Source organism: Isoalcanivorax indicus (assembly GCF_003259185.1).
Taxonomy (GTDB): Bacteria; Pseudomonadota; Gammaproteobacteria; order Pseudomonadales; family Alcanivoracaceae; genus Isoalcanivorax; species Isoalcanivorax indicus.
In genome coordinates this window covers 1,820,564-1,847,074 of sequence record NZ_QGMP01000001.1, presented here as the reverse complement: position 1 = coordinate 1,847,074, position 26,511 = coordinate 1,820,564, and the positions used below count along the sequence as shown (strand labels likewise).

The window sequence follows — 26,511 nt, the reverse complement described above, 5'->3', positions numbered from 1 at the left end:
ATGACACAACGCAGTACCCTGGTGTTTTCCCATGCCAACGGTTTTCCGGGCGGCAGCTATCGCACCTTCCTTGAACCCTTCCATGAATACTATGACGTCGAGGTCGTGGACCGATTGGGCCACAATCCGGCCTACCCGGTCGATGCCGGGTGGGCCAGCCTGTCCCGTGAGCTGGAAGCCATGCTGGAGACCCTGCCGCATCCGATTGTCGGCATGGGGCACTCCATGGGCGGCGTGCTCATGTGTCTGGTGGCCAGCCGCCGGCCGGAGTGGTTTCGTGCGCTGGTGATGCTTGACCCCCCGCTGGTGAATGGCTGGCAGGGGGTGCTGTTCAATACGGCTCGCAGGCTCGGGCAGGTGGATCGGGTGTCGCCAGCGGGACGCAGCAAGGGGCGCCGTGCCGGGTGGCCGAGCCGTGCTGAGGCCGAATCCTACTTCTCCCGTCGTCCTTTTTTCCAGCGTCTGGATCCGCGTTGTCTGGCCGATTACCTGGCGGCGGGACTCGAGCCCGACCCGGCTGGCGGGGATGCCGGGGCGCTGCGCTTGCGTTATGCTCCGGACGTGGAAGTTGAAGTCTTCCGCACGACACCGGGCAATACAGGACGCATGCCCCCCTTGCGGGTGCCCGGGCTCATGGTGTCAGGCGCTGAATCGGAACCCATGTTCCTGCCAGCCGCCCGACGCCATGCAAAGCGCCATGGAATGGTTCATCGTCTGGCGCCGGGCGGGCATATGTTTCCACTGGAGCATCCTGAGGCGGCGGCAGACATCATTCTTGACGGGTTAAAAAGCCTGACAAGCGGAGAGTCATGATGTCGCGCAGTGCTGCACCGCGCCCGCAAGAGCGTCGTATCGAAGCCTGGGGCCTGTCCCTGCAAGGTCGTTTCTGGCCCGGTGAGGGCGTGCCGATTCTGGCGCTGCATGGCTGGCTGGATAACGCCAACTCCTTCGTGCCGCTGTCGGAACACCTTCGCCAGCCGCTGTTTGCACTGGACTTTGCCGGGCACGGCAAATCAGCGCATCGGCCCTTCCACAGCGCGACCCACTATATCGATAACCTGCGTGATGTCCTGGCGGTGGCTGATGCGTTGCGCTGGGAACGCTTCATTCTGCTGGGGCATTCCATGGGGGCCGGCGTGGCCAGCCTGTTTGCTGGCACCTTCCCGGAACGTATCGCTGGCCTGGTGTTGCTGGAGGGGTTGGGGCCGCCCACCACGCCCGGTGACGAAGCGCCGGTGACCCTGCGCAAGGCCATCAAGGCCATGCAGGGGCTGGGCGCCAAGCGCAAGCCGCGCTATACGCGGGTGGACGAGGCGGTGGCAGCGCGCACCCTGGGGTTTGGCGGCCTGTCCGAGGAAGCGGCGCGGCTGCTGTGCGAACGGGGGCTGGAATCCGTGGCGGGCGGCTGGACCTGGCGGGCAGACCCGCGTCTGCGGTTGCCGTCGTCGCTGCGCCTGACCGAGGAACAGGTCCTCGGATTCCTGGCCGCCATTACCGCGCCGACCTTGCTGATTGGCGCTGAGCAGGGCCTGGAGGGCGGCGGCGCCTTCGCCGAGCGGGTGCGTCATGTGGCCGATCTCGAGGTGGTGCGGGTGCCCGGTCGGCATCACGTGCACATGGAGGCTGCGGCGTCCGTGGCGGAAGTCATCAATCCCTTCATTGACCGGATCGCTCAATCCTGATCGGCTGGCGTCATCCGCTGTGTGCAGGGGACGGGTATGATTTCCGGACTCATATCCACGGGTCCTCATCCACAGATCCATGTACAAGGAGAACAGCATGAAGGTTGTCGAACCGGCCGAACTGGTCAATTTTGTCGGGCAGGAACTGGGTGCCTCGGAATGGTTCCGGATTGATCAGGATCGCATCAATGCCTTCGCCGACGCGACGCTGGATCATCAGTTCATTCACGTCAATCCGGAGCAGGCAAAGATGACGCCGTTCGGGACGACCATTGCCCATGGCTATCTGACCGTGTCGCTGCTGCCGTACCTGCAGACCACCATTGATGGGCTGATGGTCCCCAAGGGCCTGAAGATGGGCATGAACTACGGCTTCGACAAGCTGCGCTTCATGGCCCCGGTCAAGGTGGACAAACGCATCCGTGCCCGGGCCACGCTGCTGGAGGCGACGGAGCGCAAGCCGGGGCAGTGGTTGCTGAAATTCGAATACACCGTCGACATCGAGGGTGAGGACAAGCCGGCTCTGGTGGCCGAGTGGCTGGTGATGTACTTCGTCTGACCCCTTTTCACCGAAAGTGGGGTATTGTCCCATCCCGATACGGCGCAGGTGCGGTATGCTGTCATGGTTGTGAGGGCCCATTGGGGGGCACAGTAACAACACATACCGCAGACGCCCGCAGGTGGTCGGGCCGCAGCATCTGTTGACGACGCTGCGGCGCGACGCCCGGACAAGAGGCAGGACAATCCGATGACACAGTTACCCGGCCGCCCGGGGGGCAAGCCGCGCCTCATCATGGTGGATGATTCACGGGTCATGCGCACAGCGGCAACCAAGATGCTCGGCGACCGCTTTGACGTGGTGGTTGCCGAAGATGGCCAGAAGGGGTGGGAGGCCATCCGCTCGGACCAGAGTATCCAGGTCGTTTTTACTGATCTTTCCATGCCGGAACTGGACGGTTACGGATTGATTGAACGTATCCGTACCTGTGACGATGCGGGCATTGCCGGGTTGCCGGTCATCGTCGTCACCGGCGCCGAAAACGACGAAGCCGCGCGCGAAAAAGCGCTGCAGCTGGGTGCCACCGATTTCATCACCAAGCCATTCAATACCACCGACCTGACAGCACGGGCCACGGCCCATGCCAATTATCAGCGCGCGCGCCGTGCACTCGAAGAAAACACCACCATCGATGCCTTGACCGGGCTCGGCAACGCTACCTTCTTCAATAGCCGTCTGAAGCAGGATCTGGCGTTTGCGGCACGCCATCGTCACGCGTTGTCGGTGGTGCGTGTCGAAGTGGATCATTTCAACAAGCTGTTCATCCGTGCGGGCAAGGAAGCGGCCGATCAGTTGCTGGTGGTGGTGGCAGATCTGGTGCGCCGCCTTATTCGCAAGGAAGACACGGCAGCACGCATTGGTCTGGCGCAGTTCGCCATTACCTTGCCCACGGCGGACAGCCCCGGGGCGCGCGTGTTCGCCGAGCGGCTATGCCGCCAGGTGCGTGAGCAGGTCATCAGCCACGGCGGGCGCCGCTTGCCGGTGACGTTGTCGGTGGGCGTGCTGACGCCGGCATTCCATCCCGGCCAGACTGCACGCACGGTACTGGAAGAAACGGCCACCGTGCTCCAGCATGCCGCCAGTGCGGGCGGCGATCGCGTGGCCACAGACGCGGATCTGCGGCGTCTGGCGCGGGACCGGTTGCCCTCCGCGCCCAGCGATCCGGTGCAGGCGGCCTATTCGCCGCCGCCGATGAGTGTCGAGCAGGCCCTGGCGATGCTCAAGGCCGGTCGCACCGAGGAGGTCAAGGCGCAGCTGCCCGCGCTGCGCCAGCAGCTGGCCCCGTTGCTGGCGTTGCTGTAATAATCGGCCATGGCCCCCGTCTCGCTATCAGCCGGAGCAGCGTGTGAGTGTCAATCTGGATCGCAGTCGATCGTTTCCCGTTTCTGCCAGAACCCTGTATGAGGTGCTCGCCAGCCGCGACTTCTATGCGGCCCGCTTTGCCATGTCCGGGGTGAGTGACTACGGTTACGAGGAATGCCGTCACGATGATGGCAGTCTGACCATTCGCTTCAGTCGCCAGTTGCGCACCGATACGGGGCGCGGCAAGGTGCCCGGCTTTGCCAGGCGCTTCATTCCCGGTTCAGCGGCGCTGCAGACCGAGTTTGTCTGGTTGCCGGCGCAGACGGCGCCGTTCCGGGCCCGTTTCAGTGTCGACGTGAGCGGTGTGCCGGTGTCCGTCAGCGGCGACATGCAGTTGCTTGATGTGGCGGGAGGGTGCCGCCAGGTCTTGCGGGCGCACATTCGCAGCAGTGTGCCGCTGGTGGGCGGCAAGCTGTGCCAGTTGATCGCGGACCAGGTGGACCGGGGTCTGGATAAGGACTCGCAGGCCACGCATCGCTATCTGATCGAGGCGGGCCTGGTCAGTGAGGTCGGGCGCGGCGTGCGTTGATCAGCGTCGCCGCATCCGTTCGCCCAGCGCCGCCATCCCGGCAAGGAATCGCGCCGGGCGCCAGCGTTTGCTGCGCCAGGCGCGACGCGCCGCCGGGTGGGGCAGAATCAGGAACTCATCGCGGTCGAGTCCCGAAAAAATCCGTTCGGCAATTTCCCGCGCCGAGTAATCCTGTTTTTCCAGCAGCTTTTCGAAACGGGCCCGGGTGACCGGGTCCGGCGCACGCAGTGATTCACCCAGATTGGTACGGAAGAAGGACGGGCAGGCAACGCTGACGCGAATGCCCAGTGGCAGCAGTTCGCTGTACAGGCTCTCGGACAGGCTGACCACCGCCGCCTTGCTGACGTTGTAGCTGCTCATGCCTGGCGGTGGCGTCAGGCCGGCCATCGAGGCGATGTTCAGAATGCGACCGGCACTCTGGCGTTTCATCGCGGTAAGCGCCGCGCGGGTGCCGCGCACCACCCCCATCAGATTGATATCCAGTACCCAGTCCCAGTCATCGGCGGGCAGGGTTTCGAACAGGCCGGCAGCAGCCACGCCGGCATTGTTGATCATCAGATCCAGTTGCCCCCAGCGGCTGACGACCCGGTCCACGGCCTGGCGCAGATCGCCTTCGCGGCGCACATTGCAGTCGATGAACAGATGTTCGGCATTGAGGTCTGCGAGGGCCCGACAGGCCTCATCGCCACGCAGGCTGTTGATGTCGGCGATGGCCACGCGGTAGCCGCGTTCGCCAGCGATCAGCGCCAGTTCGCGGCCAAGACCGGAAGCGCCGCCGGTAATCAGAACAGTGGGCGCGGCAGGGTGGCTCATGGTGCGTTGTCCTTCTTGTGGTGTGTTTACACGTAGACCGGATTTACAGTTGATGGGCGGGCACCGAGAGCACGCCTTCCTCGCCTTCGCTGCGCGCAACCAGTACGGCGCCGACACTGTCGCCCCAGATATTCACGGCGGTGCGGCACATGTCGAGAATTCGGTCAGTCACCAGAATCAGACCGATGGCTTCCGGTGGCAGCCCCACCATGCCGAGAATCAGGGTGATCGCCACCAGACTGGCAGCGGGTACGCTGGCCACACCGATGGAGGTCAGCAGCGACGCCACGACGATCATGAACTGGTTGGCCAGGGTCAGATCCATGCCGTAGGCCTGGGCAATGAAAATGACGGCCACGCATTCATACAGCGCGGTGCCATCCATGTTGACGGTGGCGCCCAGAGGCAGCACAAAGCTGGCGGTGCGGCGCGATACGCCGGCGCGTTTTTCCACACATTCCATGGTGAGGGGCAGCGTGGCCGCCGAGCTGGCGGTGGAGAAGGCGGTCAGCAGGGCCGGCGTCATGGCCTTCAGATGGCGGATGGGCGGTCGTTTGGCCAGCAGGCGAATCGCCAGCGGCATTATCACAAAGGCATGCACCGCCAGTGCCAGCAGCACCGTGACAAAGAACCAGGCCAGGGGCGCGATGGCATCGAAGCCGGTACGTGTGACGGTGGCGGCGATCAGACCGAAGACGCCGAGTGGCGCAAACCGGATGATGAACATGGTGATCAGCACCATGGTCTGGTACAGGCCATCCAGTGCCCGGGTCAGCGCCCGACCGGGTTCACCCTCGACCTGGCGCAGGAAATAACCGAACAGCAGGGAGAATACGATCAGGCCCAGCAGTTGGCCGGTGGCGGCAGCATGAATCAGATTGGAAGGCACCATCTGCATGATGATGCCGGCGAAATCCCCGGCGCCCCGTCCCTCGATGCGGGCCAGCACATCCGCCGTGTTTTCGGCCAGGCCAAGGCGGTCGCCCGCCGGCTCGCCGCCGATCACACCCGGGGCGATCAGGTTGACGATCAGCAGACCGACGAGAATGGCGACCAGGCTGCTGCTCAGGTAAAACAGCACCGTCTTGCCGCCCAGGCGCCCCAGGTCGCGGCCATCGCCCAGGTTCACCAGACTGACGATGATGGCGCTGGTAATCAGCGGCACCACGACCATCTGCAGCGCGCTGATGAACAGGGCCCCCACGGTGTCGTAAATCGCCAGCAGCGGGATATCCAGCAGCCGCGTCTCTTCCGTGGTCAGCCAGCCTGCTATGGCCGCCAGGGCCATGGCGATGAATATCTGGTTGTGCAGCTTCACGCCCGTCTCCTTTTTATGACGGGGTAGCATACGCAGGCGACGCCGACGGCGGCAACCATGCTGCGCCGGCCAGGCTTCTCAGAGCAACATGGCAAGATGCCTGTCCAGTGCGGGCTGGCTTGCCTTGACGTGGCGCAACGCGTCGGCCAGCGCCCGGTCCGCAGGCACCGGGCCAAGCCGTTCTGCCAGCACCACATAGGTGCGATTGACCAGGGCCTGCAACAGCGGGTCGGGCACTGAGGGTACTTTCAGAGGGGCATGGTCGCTGCCGAGCCAGCTCTGCAGCGAGGCCACCAGCGCAACAGGCCATTGCTGCCGATTGACGGAGCCCAGCAGGTCAAGGCGAAAGGCGTGCCGCTGTGACAGTGGAATGCGTGTCAGCAAGGCTTCCATCAGGGCGCAGAAGGCGCTGGCGGTGTCGGCGGAGTGGTCATCCGCTGCCGGACGGCGCAAGGCATCCCCCTTGAGGGGGTCCGGCAGCAGGGCGTTGGCGGGCAGGTTCATGGCCTGCACCAGACTCAGCAGTATGTCCGAGCGGCGCGCGCGCAGGCTGTCATCGCGGCAGATGTCGGCGACAAAGCGCTGCAGGGTAAAGCGCGGCCGGTCAGCATAGTGGGTTTCCCAATGATGCAGGGCTTCCATCAGATCTTCGCGGGGCAGAAACGGTTTCAGGCCGGTGTAGACGGCGCGCCGTTTGTCGCTCAGTGCGTTGCTCATCATGCGCGGCCCTCCATGGCGGCAGCCCGCTCAGCGGTATAGGCGGTATTTTCGGAGGGGAATTCCGGGTAGCCGATCTCTGCATGCTCACTCAGATCCAGGCCACGCTGCTCGTGCAGCGACGGCGCGCGCAGGCCCATGAGTAATGCGATCAGGCCGTACATCAACAGAGCACTGAAGAACGTCCAGACAAAGCAGGCGAGGATGCCGATGACCTGCACCATCACCACCTGCATGTTGAACATGTCGCCCGCCAGGAACAGTCCGGCGGCCAGGGTGCCCCAGACGCCCGCGATGCCGTGTGCCGACACGGCCCCCACGACATCATCCAGCCGCAGGCGCAGCAGTGTGTGCATGCTCAGGCTGCACAGGATACCGCCGATGAAGCCGCTGAGCAGGGCAAAGGGCGGCAGCATGCTGTCGGCCCCGGCGGTAATGGCCACCAGTCCGGCAATACTGCCGTTGACCGTTTCGGTGAGCAGGATGGGACGGCGGGTGGTGACGGCCAGCAGCATGCTGCCGCAGGCACCGGCTGCGGCCGCCAGTTGCGTATTCAGCAGTATCAGGCCGATATCGGTGGAGGCTTCCAGCGTGGAGCCACCATTGAAGCCGAACCAGCCGAACCAGAGGATGAAGCCCCCCAGGGCGACCAGGGTCAGGTTGTGGCCGCGGATCTCGCGCGGGCGCCCCTGATCGTCGAAGCGGCCCAGACGCGGCCCCAGCACGAGAATACCCGCCAGCGCGCACCAGGCGCCCACCGAGTGGACCACGGACGAGCCCGCGAAATCGATGAAGCCCATGGTGGCGAGCCAGCCGTTATCGTTCCAGACCCAACTGCCGAACACCGGATAGATGAGGCCGGTGATGACCACGGCGCCAACCAGATAGGCGCCGAATCGCGTGCGCTCGGCCATGGCGCCGCTGGCGATGGTCACCGCCGTGGCCGCGAACATGGTCTGGAACAGCAGCATGCCGTAGGTATCGCTGTCGGCCGCGCCGATCATGAACTGATCGGTGCCGTACCAGCCGTGGCTGGCACCGAACATCAGCCCGTAGCCCAGGGCCCAGAAAATGACCGTACCGATACACACATCCATGTAGTTTTTCATGACCACATTGAGCGCATTCTTGGCCCGGGACATGCCCGATTCCAGCAGGGCAAAACCGGCTTGCATCAGGAAGACCAGCGCGGCGGCCGTGGCCAGCCAGACCATATTGCCTGCGGCGCCGTCATCCGCCAGGGCGGCGGTGGGAAGCAGGGCCAGCAACAGGGTCAGCAGCGCGACCCGGGGCAGGGTGGGGCGTTTCAGGCTTGGCATGGTGCTACAGCTCCACAAGGTGGGGCGCCGGGAAGGCCCCGTTGTGGCAGAACTGCTGCAACCGCCGTGCCAGCTTGTGTGCCCCCGTCGCGCGCGGTGCGCTGCCGTCAGGCGCCGTTCGGGGGCACGCCGCGAGGGGTGGTGGCGGCGCGGCGCACTGCGATGGTGCGCCCGTGCGTCAGGGGTGTCGGATCAGTGGTGCCAGTCGCTCGACAATATACTGCGCGGTGGCATCGTCCACGGCCTGAATGGAGAGTCGGCTGCGGTTGACGAGTTCCAGATGGGCCAGTCGCGGATCGGCCTTGACGGCCTCCAGGGTCAGCGGCGTACCGGCATGCGCCTGGTAGGCCACGTCCACCTGCAGCCAGCGTGGCGCCTGCGGGTCGGAGGTGGGATCGTAGCAGGACGATGCCGGGTTGAACTGGGTCGGGTCCGGGTGGGCTGCCTCGATCACCTCGGCCAGCCCGACGATGGCGGGCACCTTGCAGCTGGAATGGTAGATAAAGACCTGGTCGCCGCAGCGTACGTCATCCCGCAGCCGGTTGCGCGCCTGATAGTTGCGGATGCCTTCCCAGTGGCAACTCCCCTCGAAGTGCAGGTCATCAATGCCATAGGTATCCGGTTCGGTCTTGAATAGCCACCAGGCCATGGGAATGCCCTCTTGTCGTCTCCGTGATGGCGAGATTGTAACGCATCTCTGTGCTAATCTTGCCGACCCCGGCCGTGCGGCCGGGCCGTACAGAACAGGACCCTTCCGGCATGATCAGCGAACAGGAACAGCAACAGGCCTGCGCCACCCTGCACACCGTGCGCGATTGTCTGCGCTGGGGTGAATCTGCCCTGCGTCGGGGCGGTGTCTTTCTGGGCCATGGCACGGATGATTACGGCGATGAAACGCTGAATCTGCTGCTGCATGTGCTGGGCCTGCCCTGGGACAGCGATCCGCGTCTGCTGGACGCCCGTTTGCTGCCTATGGAGCGGGACGCCTTTGTGGGCCTGATGACCCGTCGCGTCAACGAGCGTCTGCCGGCGGCCTACCTGAGCGGCCGCGCCTGGTTCTGTGGCCTGGAATTCCGCGTCGACGAGCGGGTGCTGGTGCCGCGCTCACCGCTGGCGGAGCTGATCGAGCAACGCTTCGAGCCCTGGCTGGTGCCGGAGCAGGTCGGCCGCGTACTGGACCTGTGCACCGGCAGTGGTTGTATCGCCATCGCCGCTGCCTGCGCGCTGCCCCATGCCGAGGTGGATGCCAGCGATATTTCTGAAGCGGCGCTGGCGGTCTGCCGTGACAATATCGCCCTGCACGGGCTGGAGAGTCAGGTCCGCCCGCTGCTGGGGGATGGTCTGTCCGCCGCCGAGGGGCGCTATGATCTGATCATTTCCAATCCGCCCTATGTGGATGCCGCCGACATGGCAAGCCTGCCGGACGAGTACCGGCACGAGCCGGTGCTGGCCCTGGCCTCCGGCGACGACGGGCTGGACTTCACCCGGCGCCTGCTGCGCGAGGCGCCGGATTATCTTGCGGATCAGGGCGTCCTGATCGTGGAAGTCGGGAATACCTGGGAAACGATGCTCGGCATCTGGCCCGAGGTACCTTTCTTCTGGTTTGAATTCGAGCGCGGCGGGCAGGGTGTCTTCATGCTCAGCCGTGAACAGCTGCTGGCACACCGCGCTGCATTTGCGGCCTGACGTCGCCAGCACCTACCGACGATGAGCGTAATCGGGGAACAGCATGGCAGGTAACAGTTTCGGCGAACTTTTTCGAGTCTCCACGTTTGGCGAGAGCCATGGGCCAGCGCTGGGTGCCATCGTCGATGGCTGCCCGCCGGGGCTGCCACTGACCGAAGCCGATCTGCAACAGGAACTGGATCGGCGCAAGCCCGGCACCAGTCGCTACGCCACGCAGCGCCGGGAACCGGATCAGGTGAAGATTCTGTCCGGTGTGTTCGAGGGCCGGACGACCGGCACCCCCATCGGCTTGCTGATCGAGAACACCGACCAGAAATCGAAAGACTATTCCGAAATCGCCCAGCGCTTTCGCCCCGGCCACGCCGACTATACCTATCACCGCAAGTACGGTGAGCGGGACTACCGGGGCGGCGGTCGCTCCTCGGCACGGGAAACGGCGATGCGCGTGGCGGCCGGCGCCATCGCGCGCAAATATCTGGAAACCCGGCTGGGCGTGCGCATTTTCGGCGGCGTCGTGCAGATCGGCCCGATCCGGGCATCGCGCCTTGACTGGGATACCGTCAATGACAATCCCTTCTTCTTCCCCGATGCGGCCCAGGTGCCGGCGCTGGAGCAGTTGATCAATAACCTGCGCAAGGAAGGCTCCTCCATCGGTGCGCGGGTCAATGTCTACGCCGACGGTGTGCCTGCGGGCTGGGGCGAGCCGGTGTTCGACCGCCTGGATGCGGATCTGGCCAAGGCCATGATGAGCATCAATGCGGTCAAGGCGGTCGAGATCGGTGACGGCTTTGCGGTGGTGGAACAGCGCGGCGAGCAGCACCGTGACGAAATCACACCGGACGGCTTTCTGAGCAATCACGCCGGTGGCGTGCTGGGCGGCATTACCTCCGGCCAGCGCCTGCGGGTTTCCATGGCCCTCAAGCCGACTTCCAGCATCCTGATCCCGGGCCAGTCCATCAATGCCGACGGGGAGCCGGTCGAGGTGATCACCAAGGGTCGCCATGATCCCTGCGTCGGTGTGCGGGCCACGCCCATTGCCGAGGCGATGCTGGCGCTGGTGCTGATGGACCATTATCTGCGCCATCGCGCCCAGTGTGGTGATGTCTCTCCCAGCGGGGTGGCCGTGCCGGCGGGCCGGAACAGCGACTGACGGCGCGGCGCGCCGGATCGCATGACTGACCTGCCGTATTACTGGCGACTGTCCGCCTTCTATCTGTGTTACTTCGCCTTGCTCGGCGTACTGGTTCCTTATTGGGGCCTGTACCTGCGCGAGGACGGTTTCAGTGCGGCCGAAATCGGCCTGCTGATGGCGGTGCCGCAACTGACCAAGATCGGGGCGCCGAACCTGTGGGGCTGGCTGGCGGATGTCACCGGCCAGCGTCTGCGCATCATTCGTGCCGGTAATCTGCTGGCGGCCCTGTTGTTCACCGGCGTGTTCTTCGCCGACGGCTTCTGGAGCATGCTGCTGGTGCTGGCGGCCTTCAGCTTCTTCTGGAATGCGGTGCTGGCGCAGTTCGAAGTGGTGACGCTGAACACCCTGGGTCGTCACAGTGACCGCTACAGTCAGGTGCGGCTGTGGGGATCAGTGGGGTTCATCCTGGCCGTGCTGGTGCTTGGCCGGGTGCTTGACGATGCGCCCGTCAGTCTGGTGCCCTGGGTGCTGCTGGCGTTGCTCTGGGCCATCTGGCTGTGCACCCTGGCGCTTCCCGGCCAGCAGGTGGCATCACGGCAGAGGACCCCGGGCGGATTGATGGCGGTGCTGCGCCAGCCCGGTGTGGCCGTTTTCTTCCTGTGTGCCTTTCTGATGCAGATGTCGCACGGGCCTTATTACACCTTCTATACCATCTACCTGGTCGATCTCGGTGTCAGCCGCACCCTGGCCGGGCAGCTCTGGGCGCTGGGCGTGATGGCCGAAGTGGGCGTCTTCCTGCTGATGCATCGGTTGCTGGCGCATGTCTCGCTGGTGGCGTTGATCCGGGTCAGCCTGTTGCTGGCGGCCCTGCGCTGGCTGATGATCGGCACGCTGGCGGACAGTCTGCTGATGTTGCTGCTGGCGCAGTTGCTGCACGCGGCCAGCTTCGGCAGCTTTCACGCAGCGGCCATTGCCTGGTTGCACCGCACGTTTCGGGGCGGGCTGGCGGGCCAGGGGCAGGCGCTGTATTCCAGCCTGGGCTTTGGCGCCGGCTGGGCTGCAGGAGCGACGCTCTCGGGGCTGTTCTGGGATCGGCTTGGCGGGACGAGTTTCCTGCTGGCGGCGGGGGTGGCATTGCTGGCAGCCATACTGGCCTGGTTCGGCCTGCGAGACCCCGAGTCACCTAGCCATCGCCCCCCGGACGCTGACGGGCAACGCGCCACAGACCGCCCAGCACCTTGATCAGCCGCAGCCCGGCGCGGTTCCAGAAGGCATTGCGCCAGCGCTGCCAGTGGCTGCGCGCCGCCCAGTCGGCCGCACTGATGTGCACGGATTCCTTGTCCAGTCGTTCGCGCAGCGCCCGCACATGGTCCGCGAACTCGCCATCCACCGCCTCCACATTGGCTTCCAGGTTCCAGCTGCTGTTCCAGCGGTCATAGTTGAAAGAACCCAGGGTGCTCCATTGATCTGCCTGAGCGGCCTTCAGATGCAGAAAGCGCGCATCGTATTCGCTGATGTGGACACCGGCTTCCAGTAACCGCTGGTAGTAATGCTGGCCGGCATAGCGCAGCCATGGATGATCCGTATGCTGGCCGCACAGGGTCAGGTGCACGGGTACGCCACGCCGGGCGGTATACAGCAGGGCTTTCAGCAGTGAGCGTGGTGGCAGGAAGTAGGGTGTGCACAGCCAGACGCCTTCCCGGGCGCGCAGGACGCGTCGCACCAGTGTGCGCATGAGCGGATTATTGCGCCCGCCCCGGGAGCCATTGACCCGGGCCCAGGTGGTGTCGGCGTGGGCGCGACGGGCTGCCGGACGAGGGTGGCCACCGAGACGCCAGCGCACGGCGCCGGTCAGGGGGCCAGCAGCAGCGAGATGCCAGGCCTGATCAAACAGACTCCGGAAGTCCGCCACCACCGGCCCCTCGCAGGCCACCATGGCGTCCATCCAGGCCTCCTCGCCGCTGATACGCGGGTCGTAGCGATCGTCGATGCCCATGCCACCCACCCAGGCGCGCTGGTCATCGACGATGATCAGCTTGCGGTGATCGCGCACCAGCGTTGCGATCAGATGGCCGGTGCGCACCGGGTTGAACCACTGCAGCGTGACGCCCGCCGCGCACAGCCGCTCGGCGTCCTCGTCGCGCAGCCCCAGGCTGCCGATGGCATCCAGCAGCAGCCGGACCTCCACCCCCCTGGCCACGGCAGCGGCCCAGACGCCCAGCCACTCATCGAAAAGCGCGCCCGCGTTACACATGTATAACTCAACGCAGATGCTTTTTCTGGCACCCTGCATCGCGGTGCGGATATGCGGCAGATAGCGTTGCCCGCCAGCCTGTATCGACAGGGTGCAGCGGCTGCGCCAGGGCCAGCTCAGGCGCGGAGTGGACTCTGCGGCGGCATGCAGGAGCGTGCGGCGCCGGGGTCCCGGAGCGGAGGGGGTGTCGACCATGCGGGCAAGTATGCCTCGGGCGAAGGAGCGCAGCCAGCCGGAGCCAGCGTTAAAAGGATGTAAAAATGAGAACCTGGTACGGTAGTTTGGTTATTTTGCCTTACGCCTTTCCAGTGAACAGAGTGTCACTATATCTGCCAGGGCCGGGTTCGCCGTGATGGCGAGACCTGCGGACAGCGCTGCAACACGTCCGCACGAACAGAAGAAGGCCTTAATAAGAACAGTTCAGGAGTTGATTATGTCTGTGAGCGGGATTCCCTCATTCCGTATTGCCGTAAAACCCCTTGCTCGTGCTGTATCGCTGAGCGCCCTGATGTTGCCGGTGGTGGCCCTGGGCGCCGGTTATGAATTGCCCCAGCGCGGCATCAAGGAGATGGGTATCGCCTTTGGCGGCTCCGCTGCCCTGCTGGAGGACGCCTCGGCGGTGGCCAATAACCCGGCGGGCCTCATGCGTCTGCAGGGTCAGCAGGTGGTGGGTGGCCTCAAGGTGATCCGATCCGGGTTCGATTACGATGTCACCGTCAACAGGGAGCTCATCCCGGGGACGGGGGGCACAGTGCCTGGTCGGGAAAGCGGCAGCATCTCCGCCGTTTCAGTGGCACCACACGTCTACTACAGCCAGCGTCTGGCGGATAACGTGGCCATCGGCTTCGGTATCTATGCACCCTTTGGTACGACCACCAGCTACCCGAATGACTGGGCGGGGCGTTACCACGCCACCGACACGGATATCACGGCGGTCAACTTCAACCCCGCTTTTGCCTGGCAAGCCACGGACACCTTGTCTTTTGGTCTGGGAGTCGTCATCCAGGGTTTTGAGGGGGATTTCCGTAATACGATTGATCTTGGCTATCTGGTCGCCGAAGCGGTGATTGAAGAAATTCAGGACGCCGAGGGTCCCTTTGGTGTTGATGTACGTCTCCGCGACGGGAATCAGGGTGCGGTAGACACCTTGGCGCACCAGTTTGACGTCGACAACACCATGACCGTGGACAGTTGGGGGTACGGCTTCAACTTTGGTGTTTTGTGGGAGCCCTCAGAGCGCACCAGAATAGGCTTCAATTATGCCAGCGCGGTCCGGCATGTTGCGGACGGTACGGCAGACAGACCCCAGACGACCGATCCAGCTTTCCAGCAGTCACTTGAGGATGCAATAGCGTCGCTGCGCTTGCAGGCACGTATTCTGGGAATATGGACCAATGTGGGCACGATTGGCAGCCAGCAACCGGAATCTGCGGAGGAAGGCGCTGCGCGTGCTGTAGGTCCGCTGGGCGCCCAGGGCGGCAAGATCCAGTTGATTACGACCTTCCCGGAAGTGGCCACGTTGAGTGGTTATCATCAGCTGTTGGATACCCTGGCCATTACCGGCGGCGTCACCTGGACCAACTGGAGCCGGGTGGATGAACTGCGTTTCACCTATCCGGATTCGTCCGACCGTGGCGGCAGCGACATTACCGGCACCGGGGATGACGTGCGCCGCCGTGATCTGGTGGTGCCCTTCGAATGGGAAGATACCTTCCGTTACGGCATCGGTGCCATCTACACCGGCATCGAGCGCTGGGCCTTGCGCGCCGGTATCAGCTATGACGAATCACCCGTGCCCAATGCCGAACGGCGTACGCCCCGTGGACCTGACAGTGACCGCCTGATCCTCGGGCTTGGTGCCGGCTGGCAACTGCGTGACAACCTGAGTGTGGATGCGGCCTATACGTTCACACGGCTGGAGCCTTCGGACATCAACAACCGCGAGAACCCGGCGGGCTCCCAGCACCGCATCGAAGGTGAATACGACGGTGCGCTGCACAGCCTCGGTGTGCAGGTCAACTATCAGTTCTAAACCGGTACACCTGTTAACCGGGTGAAAAAAAGTCAATAAAAAATGGAAAAGCAGCTTTCCGTTTTTTGAAGACTGGCGAGTCTTGTGTCGCACCAGATTGAGGCGTCCCGGCGAGTGTGCAAGGCACTGGCCGGGACGCCCCGGTCATTGTCGATCATCGCGCCCTGAGCGCCCGGAGCGCGCAAACCCCTGTAAATCAAGGTGATGAGCTCATTTTTCTGGCGCCGTGGCCGGGGAGGCGGGCTGAACCGCTCATTCATGTCCTGCGGCAGGGCTTTCTCTCCTGCACGTCGGTGGGTGGTCAGGTGGGGCCAAAAGGCCTGTGATGACCAATTACGGTGAACAGCAGTGCGCCAGAATTTTTTTTCGTGACAATTGCATCTTGCCATCAGCCTGTGGCATCCCTTTTACATGCCGTTGCGGGAACGCCATTTTCACCGCGCGGAAGAAACGGGAGCGCATAAAGGGGAAGCCACGATGTACGATTATGCCGAAAACCTGGAGCGGTTACTGGATCGCGCGACACGGGACCTGCGTTATCGAAGCCGGTTCTACAGCGCGCTGATCAATGCCACGGTTTATGTGCTGGGTCCCGAGTCGCCCGGTTGCGGCGAAATCATGATGCGCCCACGTACCCTTGAAGCCGGGGACACCATGCAGTTGCGATACTGGCACCTGGGCGATGGCAGCCGGGTACTGCCGGTGTTCACATCGCTGTGGGCTTTGCGCGCGGCGATCAGCGAGGATACCTGTTATCGCGCCATCTCGGCCCGGGAGCTGTTCATGCTGACGCGCGGCTCGACGCTGGTGCTGAACCCGCGCCAGCCGGTGGGCAAGATATTGCAGCCCTGGGAGATCGAGCTGCTGCTGCACCAGGACAGCATCGATATAGAGGATTGTGAGCTGGATCATCCGCTGCAGTACCCGCAGCGTCTGGTGGAGGCGCTGACCCGTCTGCTCGGGCGGCACCCTTCGGTGCGCACCGCCTGGGTTGCGCAGGTGGTGCCCAACGGGGACGACCGGGTTTCCGCGCATCTGGTGGTCGGGCTTGAAGTCGACGGCAATGCCGGGCAGGTGTTACGGGAAGCAGGGCATGTGGTCAGTGAATACGTGGGTGGCCGGCAGATTCTCGATCTGTGCCGCGTCAGGCGCGAGCGTGACGGCCTGGATGCGTGGTTCTTTGATCAGGGCAAGCCGTTCTACGAGCGTGCCTGGGGCCACAAGATGGCGTTGTCACCGGATGCTATCGGTCACGCCTGAGGCCGGGGTGTCCGCTGAGACCAGCGTCTCAAGAAAGTGCCGCCCGGCATTGGACAGGCTGCGCGCCGGATGCATGACGTAACCCAGTTGCCGCACGGGCAGGGTGGTACTCACCGGTAAGGCGCGCACCTGATCATCCAGCATGGTGGCGGGCAATACACTCCAGCCCAGTCCGATGGACACCATCATGTAGATGGTTTCCAGATAGTTGGTCGACATGGAAATGTTCAGTGTCAGCCCCTGGTCGTTGAACAGGTTCTCCACGATGCGCCGTGTGAAGGTGACCGGTGACGGCAAGATGGCGTTGTAACGGGTGAGCATGGCCGGGGTCACCCGGCGCGCCTTCGCCAGCGGATGTTCCGGTGCGGCCATGAAGACCAGCGGATCTTCCCAGATGACCCGGGTAGTGACGCGCGGGTCCGCCACCGGCGGCAAGGTCACCACGCCCAGCTCCAGATCACCATGCAGCACGCCCTCCCAGGCTTCCTCCGAATCGATGAAATGGATATCCAGCTGCACTTGCGGGTAGTCGCGGGAAAACTGCCGCAGCACTGGTGGCAACCGGTGCAAACCGATGTGGTGGCTGGTACCGATACGCAGGGTGCCGCTGACTTCCCCGGAGAGGTTGCTGATGGCGCGGCTGGTGTCTTCCATGTCGCGCAGTATGCCGCGTGCCCGGGGCAGCAGGGCGCGGCCCGCTTCGGTCAGGTGTACCTGACGGCCGATACGGTCGAACAGGCGCACGCCCAGTTGCTGCTCCAGCAGGGCGATGCGTTTGCTGACCGCTGGCTGGGTCACATACAACGTTTCAGCGGCGGCAGAGAAGCTGCCGGTTTCGGTGACCGCGAGAAAGGCCTGAAGGCTGTGGGTGTCCATTCATCCATTCCATTATGGAATCAATAAGATAAATAATATGAATTGGATTTATGGATAGCAAGCCCCTATCCTCTGTCGGGTAATAGACCCTCAGGAGTCACCCGATGGCTGGCAAGACACTGTACGACAAGCTTTGGGACGCCCATCTCGTTACCCAACGGGACGATGGTTCGGCGCTCATTTACATCGACCGGCAGATCATCCACGAGGTGACCTCGCCCCAGGCCTTCGAAGGTCTGCGTCTGGCCGGGCGCCAACCCTGGCGGGTGGGCTCCAACTTCGCCACGCTCGACCACAATGTGCCGACGACCCCCTACAAGAGTGCTGCCGAGATCGCTGACGATACCTCGCGGATTCAGGTGCAGACCCTGCAGGACAATACCCGCAGTTTCGGCATCCGTGAATTCGGTATCGGCGACCCGCGTCAGGGCATCGTGCATGTCATGGCGCCGGAGCAGGGCGCCGTGTTGCCCGGCATGACCGTGGTGTGCGGCGATTCCCACACCTCCACCAACGGTGCTCTGGGTTGTCTGGCCCACGGTATCGGCACCAGCGAAGTCGAACATGTGCTGGCGACCCAGTGTCTGGTGGCCAAGAAGATGAAAAACATGCAGGTGCGTGTCGAGGGTGAACTGGGCCCGGGCGTGACGGCGAAAGACGTGGTGCTGCATATCATTGGTGTGATCGGCACGGCGGGCGGCAACGGCCATGCCCTCGAATTTGCCGGCAGTGCCATCCGTGGCCTGTCGATGGAAGGTCGCATGACGATCTGCAACATGTCCATCGAAGCCGGGGCCCGTGCGGGCATGGTGGCCGTGGACGACAAGACCATCGACTACTGCAAGGGCAGGCCGTTTGCGCCCACCGATGCGCAGTGGGACGAGGCCGTGGCCTACTGGCGTACGTTGCATTCCGACGACGATGCCGTGTTCGACACCGTTGTGGAGATCGATGCGGCGGACATTCGTCCGCAGGTGTCCTGGGGCACCTCGCCGGAGATGGTCTTGCCGGTGGACGCGACCTTGCCGGATCCGGCGGCAGAAACCGATGCGGTGAAGCGTTCCGGCATGCAGCGGGCCTATGAATACATGGGCCTCACGCCGGGCATGAAGATCAGTGATATTCATGTTGACCGGGTCTTTATCGGCTCCTGCACCAACTCGCGCATCGAAGACCTGCGCGCGGCGGCGGTCGTCGCAAAAGGACGCCGCAAAGCAGACTCGGTCAAGCAGGTGCTGGTGGTGCCAGGTTCCGGTCTGGTGAAAAAGCAGGCTGAAGAAGAAGGTCTGGATCGTATCTTCATCGAGGCCGGCTTCGAGTGGCGTGAGCCGGGCTGTTCCATGTGTCTGGCCATGAACCCGGACCGCTTGATGCCGGGCGAGCATTGCGCCTCGACGTCGAACCGCAATTTCGAGGGGCGCCAGGGCAATGGCGGGCGCACGCACCTGGTCAGCCCGGCGATGGCGGCCGCAGCCGCTGTTGCCGGTCATTTTGTCGATATTCGCGCCTTTGGCGGGGAGAGCTGAGGATGGACAAGTTCACGACACATGAAGGGCTCGTGGCACCGCTTGATCGTGCCAACGTGGATACCGACCAGATCATTCCGAAGCAGTTTCTGAAGTCGATCAAACGCACCGGCTTCGGTCCCAACCTGTTTGATGAATGGCGTTATCTGGACGAAGGGCAGCCGGGGCAGGACAACAGCCAGCGCCCGCTGAATACGGATTTCGTACTCAATCAACCGCGCTACCAGGGCGCCAGCGTGTTGCTGACCCGGCGTAATTTCGGTTGCGGGTCGAGCCGCGAGCATGCGCCCTGGGCGTTGCTGGATTACGGCTTCCGCGCCATTCTGGCGCCGAGCTTTGCGGATATCTTTTTCAACAACTGCTTCAAGAACGGTGTGCTGCCGATTGTGTTGTCCGAAGCACAGATCGAGCAGTTGTTCCAGGCGGTGCAGGCACAGGAAGGCTATCAGCTGACCATTGATCTGGCCGAGCAGGCGGTGATCTGTCCCGACGGTGAGCGGTTTACCTTCGAGATCGATCCGTTCCGCAAGCATTGTCTGCTCAACGGACTGGATGATATCGGCCTGACGCTGCAGGACGCCGATGCGATCCGCGCCTATGAAGCGAAGCGGGCAAAAAAAGAACCCTGGGTATTTGTTGACGCCCCCACACGACAGACAGGACAAGCGCAGTGAGCAAACAGATTCTGATCATGCCCGGTGACGGTATCGGGCCCGAGATTGTCGCCGAGGCGGTGAAGGTACTGAATGCGGCGACCGAACGTTTCGGTCTGGACATCAGCACTGATGAAGCGCTGGTGGGCGGGGCGGCCTATGACGTGCACGGTGACCCGCTGCCAGAGGTGTCGCTGGACAAGGCGCGAGCCGCCGACGCCATCCTGTTCGGCTCTATTGGTGGCCCCAAGTGGGACACTATTGAACGCGCCAAGCGCCCTGAGCGCGGCCTGCTGCGCCTGCGCGCCGAACTGGGTCTGTTCGCCAACCTGCGCCCGGCGATCCTGTTTCCGCAGCTCGCCGGTGCTTCCAGCCTCAAGCCGGAAGTGGTCAGCGGTCTGGATATCCTGATCGTGCGTGAACTGACCGGCGGCATCTATTTCGGTCAGCCGCGTGGCATTCGTGAGGAAAACGGTGAGCGCGTCGGCTTCAATACGGATGTCTACAGCGAGAGCGAAATCCGCCGCATCGGCCGGGTGGCCTTCGAACTGGCGCGCGCCCGGGGCAAGCGCCTGTGCTCTGTCGACAAGGCCAATGTGCTGGAAGTGACCGAGCTGTGGAAAGAAGTGATCAACGAACTGGCTGCCGATTATCCGGATGTCGAGGTGTCACACATGTATGTGGACAACGCCGCCATGCAGCTGGTACGCGCGCCGAAGCAGTTTGATGTCATGGTGACTGGCAACCTGTTCGGCGACATCCTGTCCGACGAAGCCGCCATGCTGACCGGGTCCATCGGCATGCTGCCGTCTGCGTCGCTGGACCAGCAGCGCAAGGGGCTTTACGAGCCGTGTCACGGCTCAGCCCCGGATATTGCCGGTCAGGGTATTGCCAACCCGCTGGCGACCATTCTGTCGCTGGCCATGTTGCTGCGTTACAGCCTCGATCGGGGTGATGTGGCCACCGCCATCGAGAAAGCGGTGGAAGCTGTGCTCGAGGACGGCCTGCGCACAGCGGATATTCATACAGACGGCTGCCGCAAGGTGAGCACCGCCGAAATGGGCGATGCGGTGGCGGCGCGTCTGAAGGCTTCCTGAACACACACTTGCTGAGCAACAGGAGCAGATTATGAAACAGGTAGGATTTGTGGGCTGGCGCGGTATGGTCGGCTCGGTACTGATGGAGCGCATGCGCGCCGAGAATGATTTTGCCGACATCGAGCCGGTGTTCTTTTCCACGTCCCAGACCGGCCAGCCGGGCCCGGATGTGGGCAAGGACATCCCGCTGCTCAAGGACGCGCACAATATTGATGAGCTGAAAGCGCTGGATGTGATCATCACCTGCCAGGGCGGTGACTACACCAACGAGGTATTCCCGAAGCTGCGTGAAGCAGGCTGGAAGGGCTACTGGATTGATGCGGCCTCGGCATTGCGTATGAAGGATGATGCCGTGATCGTTCTGGACCCGGTCAATCGCCGGGTGATCGACGAAGCGGTACAGTCTGGCGTGAAGAACTACGTTGGCGGCAACTGCACCGTCAGCCTGATGCTGATGGCCCTGGGCGGCCTGTTCAATGCCGGTCTGGTGGCGTGGGCCAGTGCCCAGACCTATCAGGCAGCGTCCGGTGCCGGTGCACAGAACATGCGCGAGCTGATTGCGCAGATGGGCAAGATCAACGCCGACGTCAGCGGCCTGCTGGCCGACCCGAAGAGTGCCATCCTGGACATTGATCGCCAGGTCGCTGAGACCATGCGCGGTCATCTGCCAGTCGAACATTTCGGTCATCCCCTTGCCGGCAGTCTGCTGCCCTGGATCGACAAGCAGCTGGAAAACGGCCAGAGCAAGGAAGAATGGAAAGCCCAGGTGGAAACCAACAAGATCCTGGGTCGCAGCGGCAACCCGATCCCGCTGGACGGCACCTGTGTGCGCATCGGCGCCATGCGCTGCCACAGCCAGGCACTGACCATCAAGCTGACCCGCGATGTGCCCATGGACGAGATCAACAGCATGCTGGCAGAAGCCAACGACTGGGTGAAAGTGGTGCCCAATGAGCGTGAAGCGACCCTGCGTGACCTGACGCCGACCGCCGTAACCGGCACCCTGACTGTGCCCGTGGGGCGCCTGCGCAAGCTGAACATGGGGCCGGAGTACCTCAACGCCTTTACCGTCGGCGACCAGCTGCTGTGGGGCGCTGCCGAACCGCTGCGTCGCATGTTGCGCATCCTGCTTGAGCACAATGTATGACCGATGACCAGACTGGACGCCAGTTCGATATCGCCATTGTCGGCGCCACCGGCCTGGTGGGCGAGATGCTGCTGGAGATCCTGGGGGAGAGTGATCTGCCCCTGGGCAATGTAACGCTGCTGGCCTCGCAAGAGTCCGCCGGGCGACGGCTGGCGTTGCGCGGGCATCATCTGGCCATCCGGGCACTGGACGGCTTCGACTTCAGTGGCGTGCAGCTGGCCTTCTTTGCGGTACCGGAAGAGGTGGCCCGCGATGAGGCCCAGCGTGCTGCCGAAGCCGGGGCCATCGTCATTGATTGCAGCGGTGCCTTTGCCGCCGAGCAGGATGTGCCGGTGATCGTGCCGGAGGTCAACCCCGACATGCTGGCCGACTTTCGTGAGCGCGGCATCATCGCCAGCCCGTCGCCGGCCGCGATACAGCTGGCCATGGTGCTGAAGCCGCTCGCAGATCAGGCGGGTCTGGGCGCGGTCAACGTGACCGTATGCGAACCCGTGTCCAGCGCCGGGCGGGCCGGGGTGGATGAGCTGGCGGGCCAGACGGCGCGCCTGCTCAACGGCCAGAGCCCGGAAGTGAAGCAGTTCGGCCGCCAGATCGCTTTCAATGCGCACCCGGAAACCTCACCGGCGTTGCAGAGCGGCGCCAGCCGCGCCGAGGTGCGGCTGGTTCTGGAAACATTGCGGCTGCTGGCTGATCCGGGCTTGCGGGTGAACGCCACCTGCCTGCGCATCCCGGTGTTTTTCGGCACCAGTCTTGCCGTGCAGCTGGAAACTGCCCAGCCGCTGGCGCCGGAAGAGGCGGCCATTACCCTCGCCAATGCCCCGGGCCTGGTGGTCAGCGACGGGCCGCTCGGCGCCACGGCACTGGACGATGCCGTGGGGCAGGACAGCGTACGTGTCAGCCGTGTGCGTGCGGACGTGTCCCGCGAGCAGAGCCTGAATCTGTCACTGGTGGCCGATAACCTGCGCAAGGGCGCCGCCCTCAACTGTGTACAAATTGCCCGATTATTGATAAAAGACCATCTGTGATGGATACTTACTGGCAATATGTGACACAGTTTCTAGGTTTGTGCAGACTGGGAATGCACAATTCGGTGATGCTGGGTGATGACATGCCATGAATCCCTCCGCGGATGGCAGGCATAATAAATAAAGGGTTCAACCATGTTGCGAAGACTTGGGATCGGTTTCACCGCAGTGGCATTGTTTTTGCCAGGGCTGGCGTCGGCGCTTGGTGTCGGGGATTACACGCTCAATTCCTACCTCAATCAGCCGCTGGACATGAAGATCACGTTGCGTGATACCGGCGACCTGAATCAGGAGCAGCTGCTGGTCAGCCTGGCTTCGGATCGCGATTTCGCGGTGGCGGGTGTCGACCGCCAGTCGATGCACAGCGAGCTTCGCTTCGAAGTCAATCTCTCTGAAGACGGCAGCGGGGTGGTGCGTGTTACCACTCGGCAGCCGGTGCGCGAACCCTATCTGAACTTCCTCGTCGAATACCTGTGGCCTACCGGACGCATGTTGCGTGAATACACGGTGCTGCTGGACCCGCCCAGCTATGCGGCGGATCGGCGCAGCAGCCCCCAGGCACCGGCCGCGACGGCCCCGCCAGCGCGCCCGGACCCGGCTCCGCAGCCGCGCCCGCAACCGCGTCCGGAGACCGCGCCCGAGCGTGATACGCCGCGCGTGGCTGCCCCGGCCACGCCGCGCCCGGCAACCCGCGAGCCTGCGACCACGCGCACCCATACGGTTCGTGGTTCCGACACCATGTGGCGCATCGCCCGTGACAACCGGCCCAACGACAGCGTGTCCGTGCAGCAGATGATGATGGTGATCCAGGAGATGAACCCGGATGCCTTCATCAACAATAACGTGAACCTGGTGCGCGAAGGCGCCGTACTGCGCCTGCCCAGCGAAGAAGAGGCCCGCCGCCTCAGCACCCGCGAGGCACTGGCTTCGGTGGCCGAACAGAACCGGCAGTGGCGTGCGCTGCTGGAGGCACGTGGTATCCAGCAGCCTGGCCGACAGCAGCTGGATGGCACACCACGTACCCGTGATACAGATGTAGCGACCACGCGCCCGGATCAGGGCCGCGTGACCCTGGTGGCACCGGACACCGAGGGCAGCGGGGCCGGCACGGGAGCCGGTTCCGCCCGGGCCGGCGACGGCGCCGCACTGGAAAACGAACTGCTGCAACGCGACGAACAGCTCGATCAGATGCGCCGCGAGAATCGCGAACTGGCCGACCGGCTGCGCGACCTCGAAGACCAGGTCAATACCGGTGAGGATATCCTGCGGCTGCGCAACGACCAGATTACCCGCCTGCAGGAAGAGCTGCGCCGCCTGCGGGAAGAGCGCGGCATCGACGCCGACGAAGACGACAGCCTGCTGGCGCCAGTCCCTGCACTGATCGGTGCTGACGAGGCAGACGACGAGGAGCGCAGTGAAGACGCTACCGAGTCGGAGGCACGCATCACCGATGCCGATGACGCCACCCGCGAAGACGAAGACGACGAGGCGGTAGCGGTTGCCCCGGCCACCCCGGCCGAGCGCGAGCGGCCGACCACGCCGCCCCAGACCGCGCCGCCGACCCCGCCACAGCCCTCGCTGATGGACAACCTGCTGGGCAACCCCCTGGTGCTGGCCGGTGCGGCCCTTTTGTTGCTGCTGCTGGTATTGCTGGCGGTATTGCAGCGCCGCCGTCAGCACGCCGCCGCCGGGGCGGACGATGACGCCGAGATGGAAGCCTTCGGTGACGATGACGATTTCCTGCCGGATTTGTCCGCGAGTGATGACGAAGACCCGTTTGCCGACAGCGACGACGGCGCAGACGCGGCGCCCGCGGCCGGTCGCCAGGACCCGCTGGAGCAGGTCGAAGTGTTCATGGCCTATGGCCAGTACCCGCAGGCCACCGCCCATCTGCGCAATGCCATTTCCCAGGAGCCGGGCCGAATTGATCTGAAGAAGCGGCTGCTGGATGTACTGGTCGAGAGCCAGGACAGTGCCGCCTTCGAACAGGAAGCGACCAAGCTCGGTGGTCTGAATGGCGATCTGGACAAGCATATTGCCGCACTGCGCCCCCGGCTGGGTGGCGGTGACACCGCGGCCGACGACGACCTGTCGTTTGACGACCTGGCCATGGACCTGACCGCGCAACCGGCGCCCCGCAACGAGCGTCCGTCGGTCGACAGCGCCGATGACGATATCCTGACGCTGGATGACAGTGCGGATGATGCACAGGACGACGAGATACTGGAGCTGGAAGACAGCCTCGACGATTTCGGTGATTTCGATCTGGATGTGCCGTCCGAGCCTGCCCCGGAAGCCCCGCGCACACCCGCCGCAGCCAGCAACAAGTACAGCATCAACGACAGTGATGAAGAGAGCCTGTCGGACGAAGAAATCTCTGCCAGCCTGAAAGCGGACCCGGTGCTCGAACTCGACACGGGGGCGGGTCTGCTGGATGACGCTGGCGGTGACATGGATTTCGGCGAACTGAAGCTGGATGACGTCAGCGATGAGTTCTCTGGTGTCACGACCGAAACCGCAAGCGTGGACGAGGACGATCTGGATCTGTCACTGGATGATCTGACGCTGGACGAGCCTGCGCCGCGTCCGGCAGCGGATGACAGCCTGAGCCTGGACATGCCGGAGCTGGAGGACATCAGTCTCGAGGATGTCGATCTGGATGACAGCGGTCTGAATGACGAGATTTCGCTGGACGATATCGAGCTGGAGCCTGTTGCATCGCGCGCGGATGATCTGGATGACATCCTGTCTCTGGACGACACGCCGGAACCGGCGCCGCCGGCGGCCAGTACCCCGGCTGTTGAAGCGCCGCGCCCGGCCGCTCCTGCACCGGCGGTTCGCTTGTCGGAGGATGCCGGTCTGGGTGACGACGATGACTTCGATTTCCTCGGCGAAACCGACGAGAACGCGACCAAGCTGGATCTGGCGCGGGCTTACATCGACATGGGCGACACGGATGGTGCCCGCGACATCCTCAACGAGGTGGTCGCTGAGGGCAACGACCAGCAGCAATCCGAAGCGCGGGAGTTGCTGGCCCAGGTGGGCTGATTTCCTGCCTCGGTTGCACGATAAAAAAACCGCCTTCGGGCGGTTTTTTTGTGGATGTGATTCCATTCTTTTTTGGTTGGGTGGTTATGGCCCTCGGGGGGCGGGTAAAGGGTTTCTGGACACGCCGTGAACCCGTCCATGGGGGCTCTCGTTCGGCATCCATGCCTCTCGAAGGTCCAGAAACCCTTTACCCGCCCCCCGAGGGCCGTCACGCGCAGCCCGGTCTTCAAGCTGGCAGACGGTCGATGGTTTTGTTCCTCCAGAACCCTTTATAGCCACCGGACATCAAATCTCGCTGCGGCGTTGAGGCGGGGTGCGCCCTGGAGGGACATCTTTGGCCATGGATGGCCAAAGAAAGAGCGCCCATGGATGGCTTGAGCGTTCCCGGAAGGGCGTACCCCGCCTCAACGCCTCTCTGCTGGAGGGTGACCCTCTTTGCCACGGCGCGTGTGCGATGCAGCCACTCGCCATCATAA

At 63.7% G+C, this 26,511-nt stretch carries 23 protein-coding genes; 16 read left to right on the top strand and 7 right to left on the bottom strand.

Annotation, left to right across the window (positions count from 1 at the left end):
* The 5 genes from DKW65_RS08380 to DKW65_RS08360 all read left to right on the top strand — a co-directional run bounded on the left by DKW65_RS08380 (position 1) and on the right by DKW65_RS08360 (position 4,132).
* The gene (locus DKW65_RS08380; protein ID WP_111656821.1) at positions 1-813 is read left to right on the top strand and encodes an alpha/beta fold hydrolase; all 813 of its coding nucleotides are present in this window, start codon (positions 1-3) and stop codon (positions 811-813) included.
* Positions 810-1,682, top strand: a complete 873-nt coding sequence (locus DKW65_RS08375; RefSeq protein ID WP_245932439.1) for an alpha/beta fold hydrolase — start codon at positions 810-812, stop codon at positions 1,680-1,682. Before DKW65_RS08380 ends, DKW65_RS08375 begins: the two co-directional genes overlap by 4 nt.
* Positions 1,683-1,779: 97 nt before the next feature.
* Complete coding sequence (locus DKW65_RS08370; RefSeq protein ID WP_111656819.1) at positions 1,780-2,241, top strand: MaoC family dehydratase; 462 nt, start codon at positions 1,780-1,782, stop codon at positions 2,239-2,241.
* Between the two features lie 189 nt (positions 2,242-2,430).
* Positions 2,431-3,543: a GGDEF domain-containing response regulator gene (locus tag DKW65_RS08365; protein ID WP_111656818.1), complete on the top strand. Its 1,113-nt coding sequence runs from the start codon at positions 2,431-2,433 to the stop codon at positions 3,541-3,543.
* A 43-nt stretch (positions 3,544-3,586) separates the two neighbouring features.
* On the top strand, positions 3,587-4,132 hold the full coding sequence (locus DKW65_RS08360) for a DUF2505 domain-containing protein (protein WP_162925776.1): 546 nt from the start codon (positions 3,587-3,589) through the stop codon (positions 4,130-4,132).
* On the opposite strand, the gene DKW65_RS08355 is transcribed toward DKW65_RS08360, so the two are convergent.
* The 5 genes from DKW65_RS08355 to DKW65_RS08335 form a co-directional block, all read right to left on the bottom strand.
* Positions 4,133-4,945, bottom strand: a complete 813-nt coding sequence (locus tag DKW65_RS08355) for an SDR family oxidoreductase (protein ID WP_111656816.1) — start codon at positions 4,943-4,945, stop codon at positions 4,133-4,135.
* Between the two features lie 43 nt (positions 4,946-4,988).
* Complete coding sequence (locus tag DKW65_RS08350) at positions 4,989-6,263, bottom strand: dicarboxylate/amino acid:cation symporter (RefSeq protein WP_111656815.1); 1,275 nt, start codon at positions 6,261-6,263, stop codon at positions 4,989-4,991.
* Between the two features lie 78 nt (positions 6,264-6,341).
* The gene (locus DKW65_RS08345) at positions 6,342-6,983 is read right to left on the bottom strand and encodes a hypothetical protein (protein WP_111656814.1); all 642 of its coding nucleotides are present in this window, start codon (positions 6,981-6,983) and stop codon (positions 6,342-6,344) included.
* A complete protein-coding gene (locus DKW65_RS08340; RefSeq protein ID WP_111656813.1) occupies positions 6,980-8,299 on the bottom strand; it encodes an ammonium transporter in 1,320 nt (439 codons plus the stop codon). Before DKW65_RS08340 ends, DKW65_RS08345 begins: the two co-directional genes overlap by 4 nt.
* Positions 8,300-8,477: 178 nt before the next feature.
* Positions 8,478-8,948 carry an EVE domain-containing protein gene (locus tag DKW65_RS08335; protein WP_111656812.1) on the bottom strand — a complete coding sequence of 157 codons (471 nt, stop codon included), beginning with the start codon at positions 8,946-8,948 and terminating at the stop codon, positions 8,478-8,480.
* 110 nt (positions 8,949-9,058) lie between these two features.
* Between DKW65_RS08335 and prmB the strand changes: the two genes are divergently transcribed.
* Genes prmB through DKW65_RS08320 form a run of 3 tightly spaced genes read left to right on the top strand, consistent with a single transcriptional unit; the run spans position 9,059 to position 12,359 of the window.
* A complete protein-coding gene (gene prmB / locus DKW65_RS08330; RefSeq protein WP_111656811.1) occupies positions 9,059-9,985 on the top strand; it encodes a 50S ribosomal protein L3 N(5)-glutamine methyltransferase in 927 nt (308 codons plus the stop codon).
* A gap of 43 nt (positions 9,986-10,028) precedes the next feature.
* Positions 10,029-11,135: a chorismate synthase gene (gene aroC, locus DKW65_RS08325; RefSeq protein WP_111656810.1), complete on the top strand. Its 1,107-nt coding sequence runs from the start codon at positions 10,029-10,031 to the stop codon at positions 11,133-11,135.
* Between the two features lie 21 nt (positions 11,136-11,156).
* Positions 11,157-12,359, top strand: a complete 1,203-nt coding sequence (locus DKW65_RS08320) for an MFS transporter (protein WP_342767591.1) — start codon at positions 11,157-11,159, stop codon at positions 12,357-12,359.
* Here the strand turns inward: DKW65_RS08320 and DKW65_RS08315 are convergent.
* Entirely contained in the window at positions 12,301-13,566 is a 1,266-nt protein-coding gene (locus DKW65_RS08315) for a phospholipase D-like domain-containing protein (protein WP_111656809.1), read from the bottom strand. The two genes, DKW65_RS08320 and DKW65_RS08315, sit on opposite strands and share 59 nt — an antisense overlap.
* A 238-nt stretch (positions 13,567-13,804) precedes the next feature.
* Here DKW65_RS08315 and DKW65_RS08310 point away from each other — a divergent pair, with 238 nt between their 5' ends.
* Together DKW65_RS08310 and DKW65_RS08300 are read left to right on the top strand one after the other, a co-directional pair.
* Positions 13,805-15,403, top strand: coding sequence for an OmpP1/FadL family transporter (locus DKW65_RS08310; RefSeq protein ID WP_162925775.1), 1,599 nt, complete (start codon positions 13,805-13,807; stop codon positions 15,401-15,403).
* 477 nt (positions 15,404-15,880) lie between these two features.
* Positions 15,881-16,663 (top strand): enhanced serine sensitivity protein SseB C-terminal domain-containing protein, encoded by a 783-nt coding sequence (locus DKW65_RS08300; RefSeq protein WP_162925774.1) that lies wholly within the window; start codon positions 15,881-15,883, stop codon positions 16,661-16,663.
* Here the strand turns inward: DKW65_RS08300 and DKW65_RS08295 are convergent.
* On the bottom strand, positions 16,637-17,539 hold the full coding sequence (locus tag DKW65_RS08295) for a LysR family transcriptional regulator (protein WP_111656805.1): 903 nt from the start codon (positions 17,537-17,539) through the stop codon (positions 16,637-16,639). The two genes, DKW65_RS08300 and DKW65_RS08295, sit on opposite strands and share 27 nt — an antisense overlap.
* A 104-nt stretch (positions 17,540-17,643) precedes the next feature.
* On the opposite strand from DKW65_RS08295, the gene leuC reads away from it, so the two are divergent.
* The 6 genes from leuC to DKW65_RS08265 all read left to right on the top strand — a co-directional run bounded on the left by leuC (position 17,644) and on the right by DKW65_RS08265 (position 26,035).
* A complete protein-coding gene (gene leuC, locus DKW65_RS08290; RefSeq protein WP_111656804.1) occupies positions 17,644-19,065 on the top strand; it encodes a 3-isopropylmalate dehydratase large subunit in 1,422 nt (473 codons plus the stop codon).
* A 2-nt stretch (positions 19,066-19,067) separates the two neighbouring features.
* Positions 19,068-19,739 (top strand): 3-isopropylmalate dehydratase small subunit, encoded by a 672-nt coding sequence (gene leuD, locus DKW65_RS08285; protein WP_111656803.1) that lies wholly within the window; start codon positions 19,068-19,070, stop codon positions 19,737-19,739.
* 17 nt (positions 19,740-19,756) lie between these two features.
* Entirely contained in the window at positions 19,757-20,815 is a 1,059-nt protein-coding gene (leuB, locus tag DKW65_RS08280) for a 3-isopropylmalate dehydrogenase (protein WP_111657583.1), read from the top strand.
* Between the two features lie 31 nt (positions 20,816-20,846).
* Positions 20,847-21,962 carry an aspartate-semialdehyde dehydrogenase gene (asd, locus tag DKW65_RS08275; RefSeq protein ID WP_111656802.1) on the top strand — a complete coding sequence of 372 codons (1,116 nt, stop codon included), beginning with the start codon at positions 20,847-20,849 and terminating at the stop codon, positions 21,960-21,962.
* Positions 21,959-22,987 carry an aspartate-semialdehyde dehydrogenase gene (locus DKW65_RS08270; protein WP_111656801.1) on the top strand — a complete coding sequence of 343 codons (1,029 nt, stop codon included), beginning with the start codon at positions 21,959-21,961 and terminating at the stop codon, positions 22,985-22,987. The genes asd and DKW65_RS08270 overlap by 4 nt, the downstream gene beginning before the upstream one ends.
* 135 nt (positions 22,988-23,122) lie before the next feature.
* Positions 23,123-26,035, top strand: coding sequence for a motility hub landmark protein FimV (locus tag DKW65_RS08265; protein ID WP_111656800.1), 2,913 nt, complete (start codon positions 23,123-23,125; stop codon positions 26,033-26,035).
* Positions 26,036-26,511 lie beyond the last annotated feature (476 nt).

What these genes read in the sequence shown, in the direction of transcription:
- DKW65_RS08295 (WP_111656805.1), bottom strand. Translation starts at nt 17,539, where the DNA reads ATGGACACCCACAGCCTTCAGGCCTTTCTCGCGGTCACCGAAACCGGC.
- DKW65_RS08300 (WP_162925774.1), top strand. Translation starts at nt 15,881, where the DNA reads ATGTACGATTATGCCGAAAACCTGGAGCGGTTACTGGATCGCGCGACA.
- leuB (WP_111657583.1), top strand. Translation starts at nt 19,757, where the DNA reads ATGCCCGGTGACGGTATCGGGCCCGAGATTGTCGCCGAGGCGGTGAAG.
- DKW65_RS08345 (WP_111656814.1), bottom strand. Translation starts at nt 6,983, where the DNA reads ATGATGAGCAACGCACTGAGCGACAAACGGCGCGCCGTCTACACCGGC.
- DKW65_RS08375 (WP_245932439.1), top strand. Translation starts at nt 810, where the DNA reads ATGATGTCGCGCAGTGCTGCACCGCGCCCGCAAGAGCGTCGTATCGAA.
- DKW65_RS08320 (WP_342767591.1), top strand. Translation starts at nt 11,157, where the DNA reads ATGACTGACCTGCCGTATTACTGGCGACTGTCCGCCTTCTATCTGTGT.
- DKW65_RS08380 (WP_111656821.1), top strand. Translation starts at nt 1, where the DNA reads ATGACACAACGCAGTACCCTGGTGTTTTCCCATGCCAACGGTTTTCCG.
- DKW65_RS08370 (WP_111656819.1), top strand. Translation starts at nt 1,780, where the DNA reads ATGAAGGTTGTCGAACCGGCCGAACTGGTCAATTTTGTCGGGCAGGAA.
- DKW65_RS08335 (WP_111656812.1), bottom strand. Translation starts at nt 8,948, where the DNA reads ATGGCCTGGTGGCTATTCAAGACCGAACCGGATACCTATGGCATTGAT.
- DKW65_RS08365 (WP_111656818.1), top strand. Translation starts at nt 2,431, where the DNA reads ATGACACAGTTACCCGGCCGCCCGGGGGGCAAGCCGCGCCTCATCATG.
- DKW65_RS08315 (WP_111656809.1), bottom strand. Translation starts at nt 13,566, where the DNA reads ATGGTCGACACCCCCTCCGCTCCGGGACCCCGGCGCCGCACGCTCCTG.
- DKW65_RS08270 (WP_111656801.1), top strand. Translation starts at nt 21,959, where the DNA reads ATGACCGATGACCAGACTGGACGCCAGTTCGATATCGCCATTGTCGGC.
- leuC (WP_111656804.1), top strand. Translation starts at nt 17,644, where the DNA reads ATGGCTGGCAAGACACTGTACGACAAGCTTTGGGACGCCCATCTCGTT.
- aroC (WP_111656810.1), top strand. Translation starts at nt 10,029, where the DNA reads ATGGCAGGTAACAGTTTCGGCGAACTTTTTCGAGTCTCCACGTTTGGC.
- DKW65_RS08265 (WP_111656800.1), top strand. Translation starts at nt 23,123, where the DNA reads ATGTTGCGAAGACTTGGGATCGGTTTCACCGCAGTGGCATTGTTTTTG.
- DKW65_RS08310 (WP_162925775.1), top strand. Translation starts at nt 13,805, where the DNA reads ATGTCTGTGAGCGGGATTCCCTCATTCCGTATTGCCGTAAAACCCCTT.
- DKW65_RS08355 (WP_111656816.1), bottom strand. Translation starts at nt 4,945, where the DNA reads ATGAGCCACCCTGCCGCGCCCACTGTTCTGATTACCGGCGGCGCTTCC.
- DKW65_RS08340 (WP_111656813.1), bottom strand. Translation starts at nt 8,299, where the DNA reads ATGCCAAGCCTGAAACGCCCCACCCTGCCCCGGGTCGCGCTGCTGACC.
- asd (WP_111656802.1), top strand. Translation starts at nt 20,847, where the DNA reads ATGAAACAGGTAGGATTTGTGGGCTGGCGCGGTATGGTCGGCTCGGTA.
- prmB (WP_111656811.1), top strand. Translation starts at nt 9,059, where the DNA reads ATGATCAGCGAACAGGAACAGCAACAGGCCTGCGCCACCCTGCACACC.
- leuD (WP_111656803.1), top strand. Translation starts at nt 19,068, where the DNA reads ATGGACAAGTTCACGACACATGAAGGGCTCGTGGCACCGCTTGATCGT.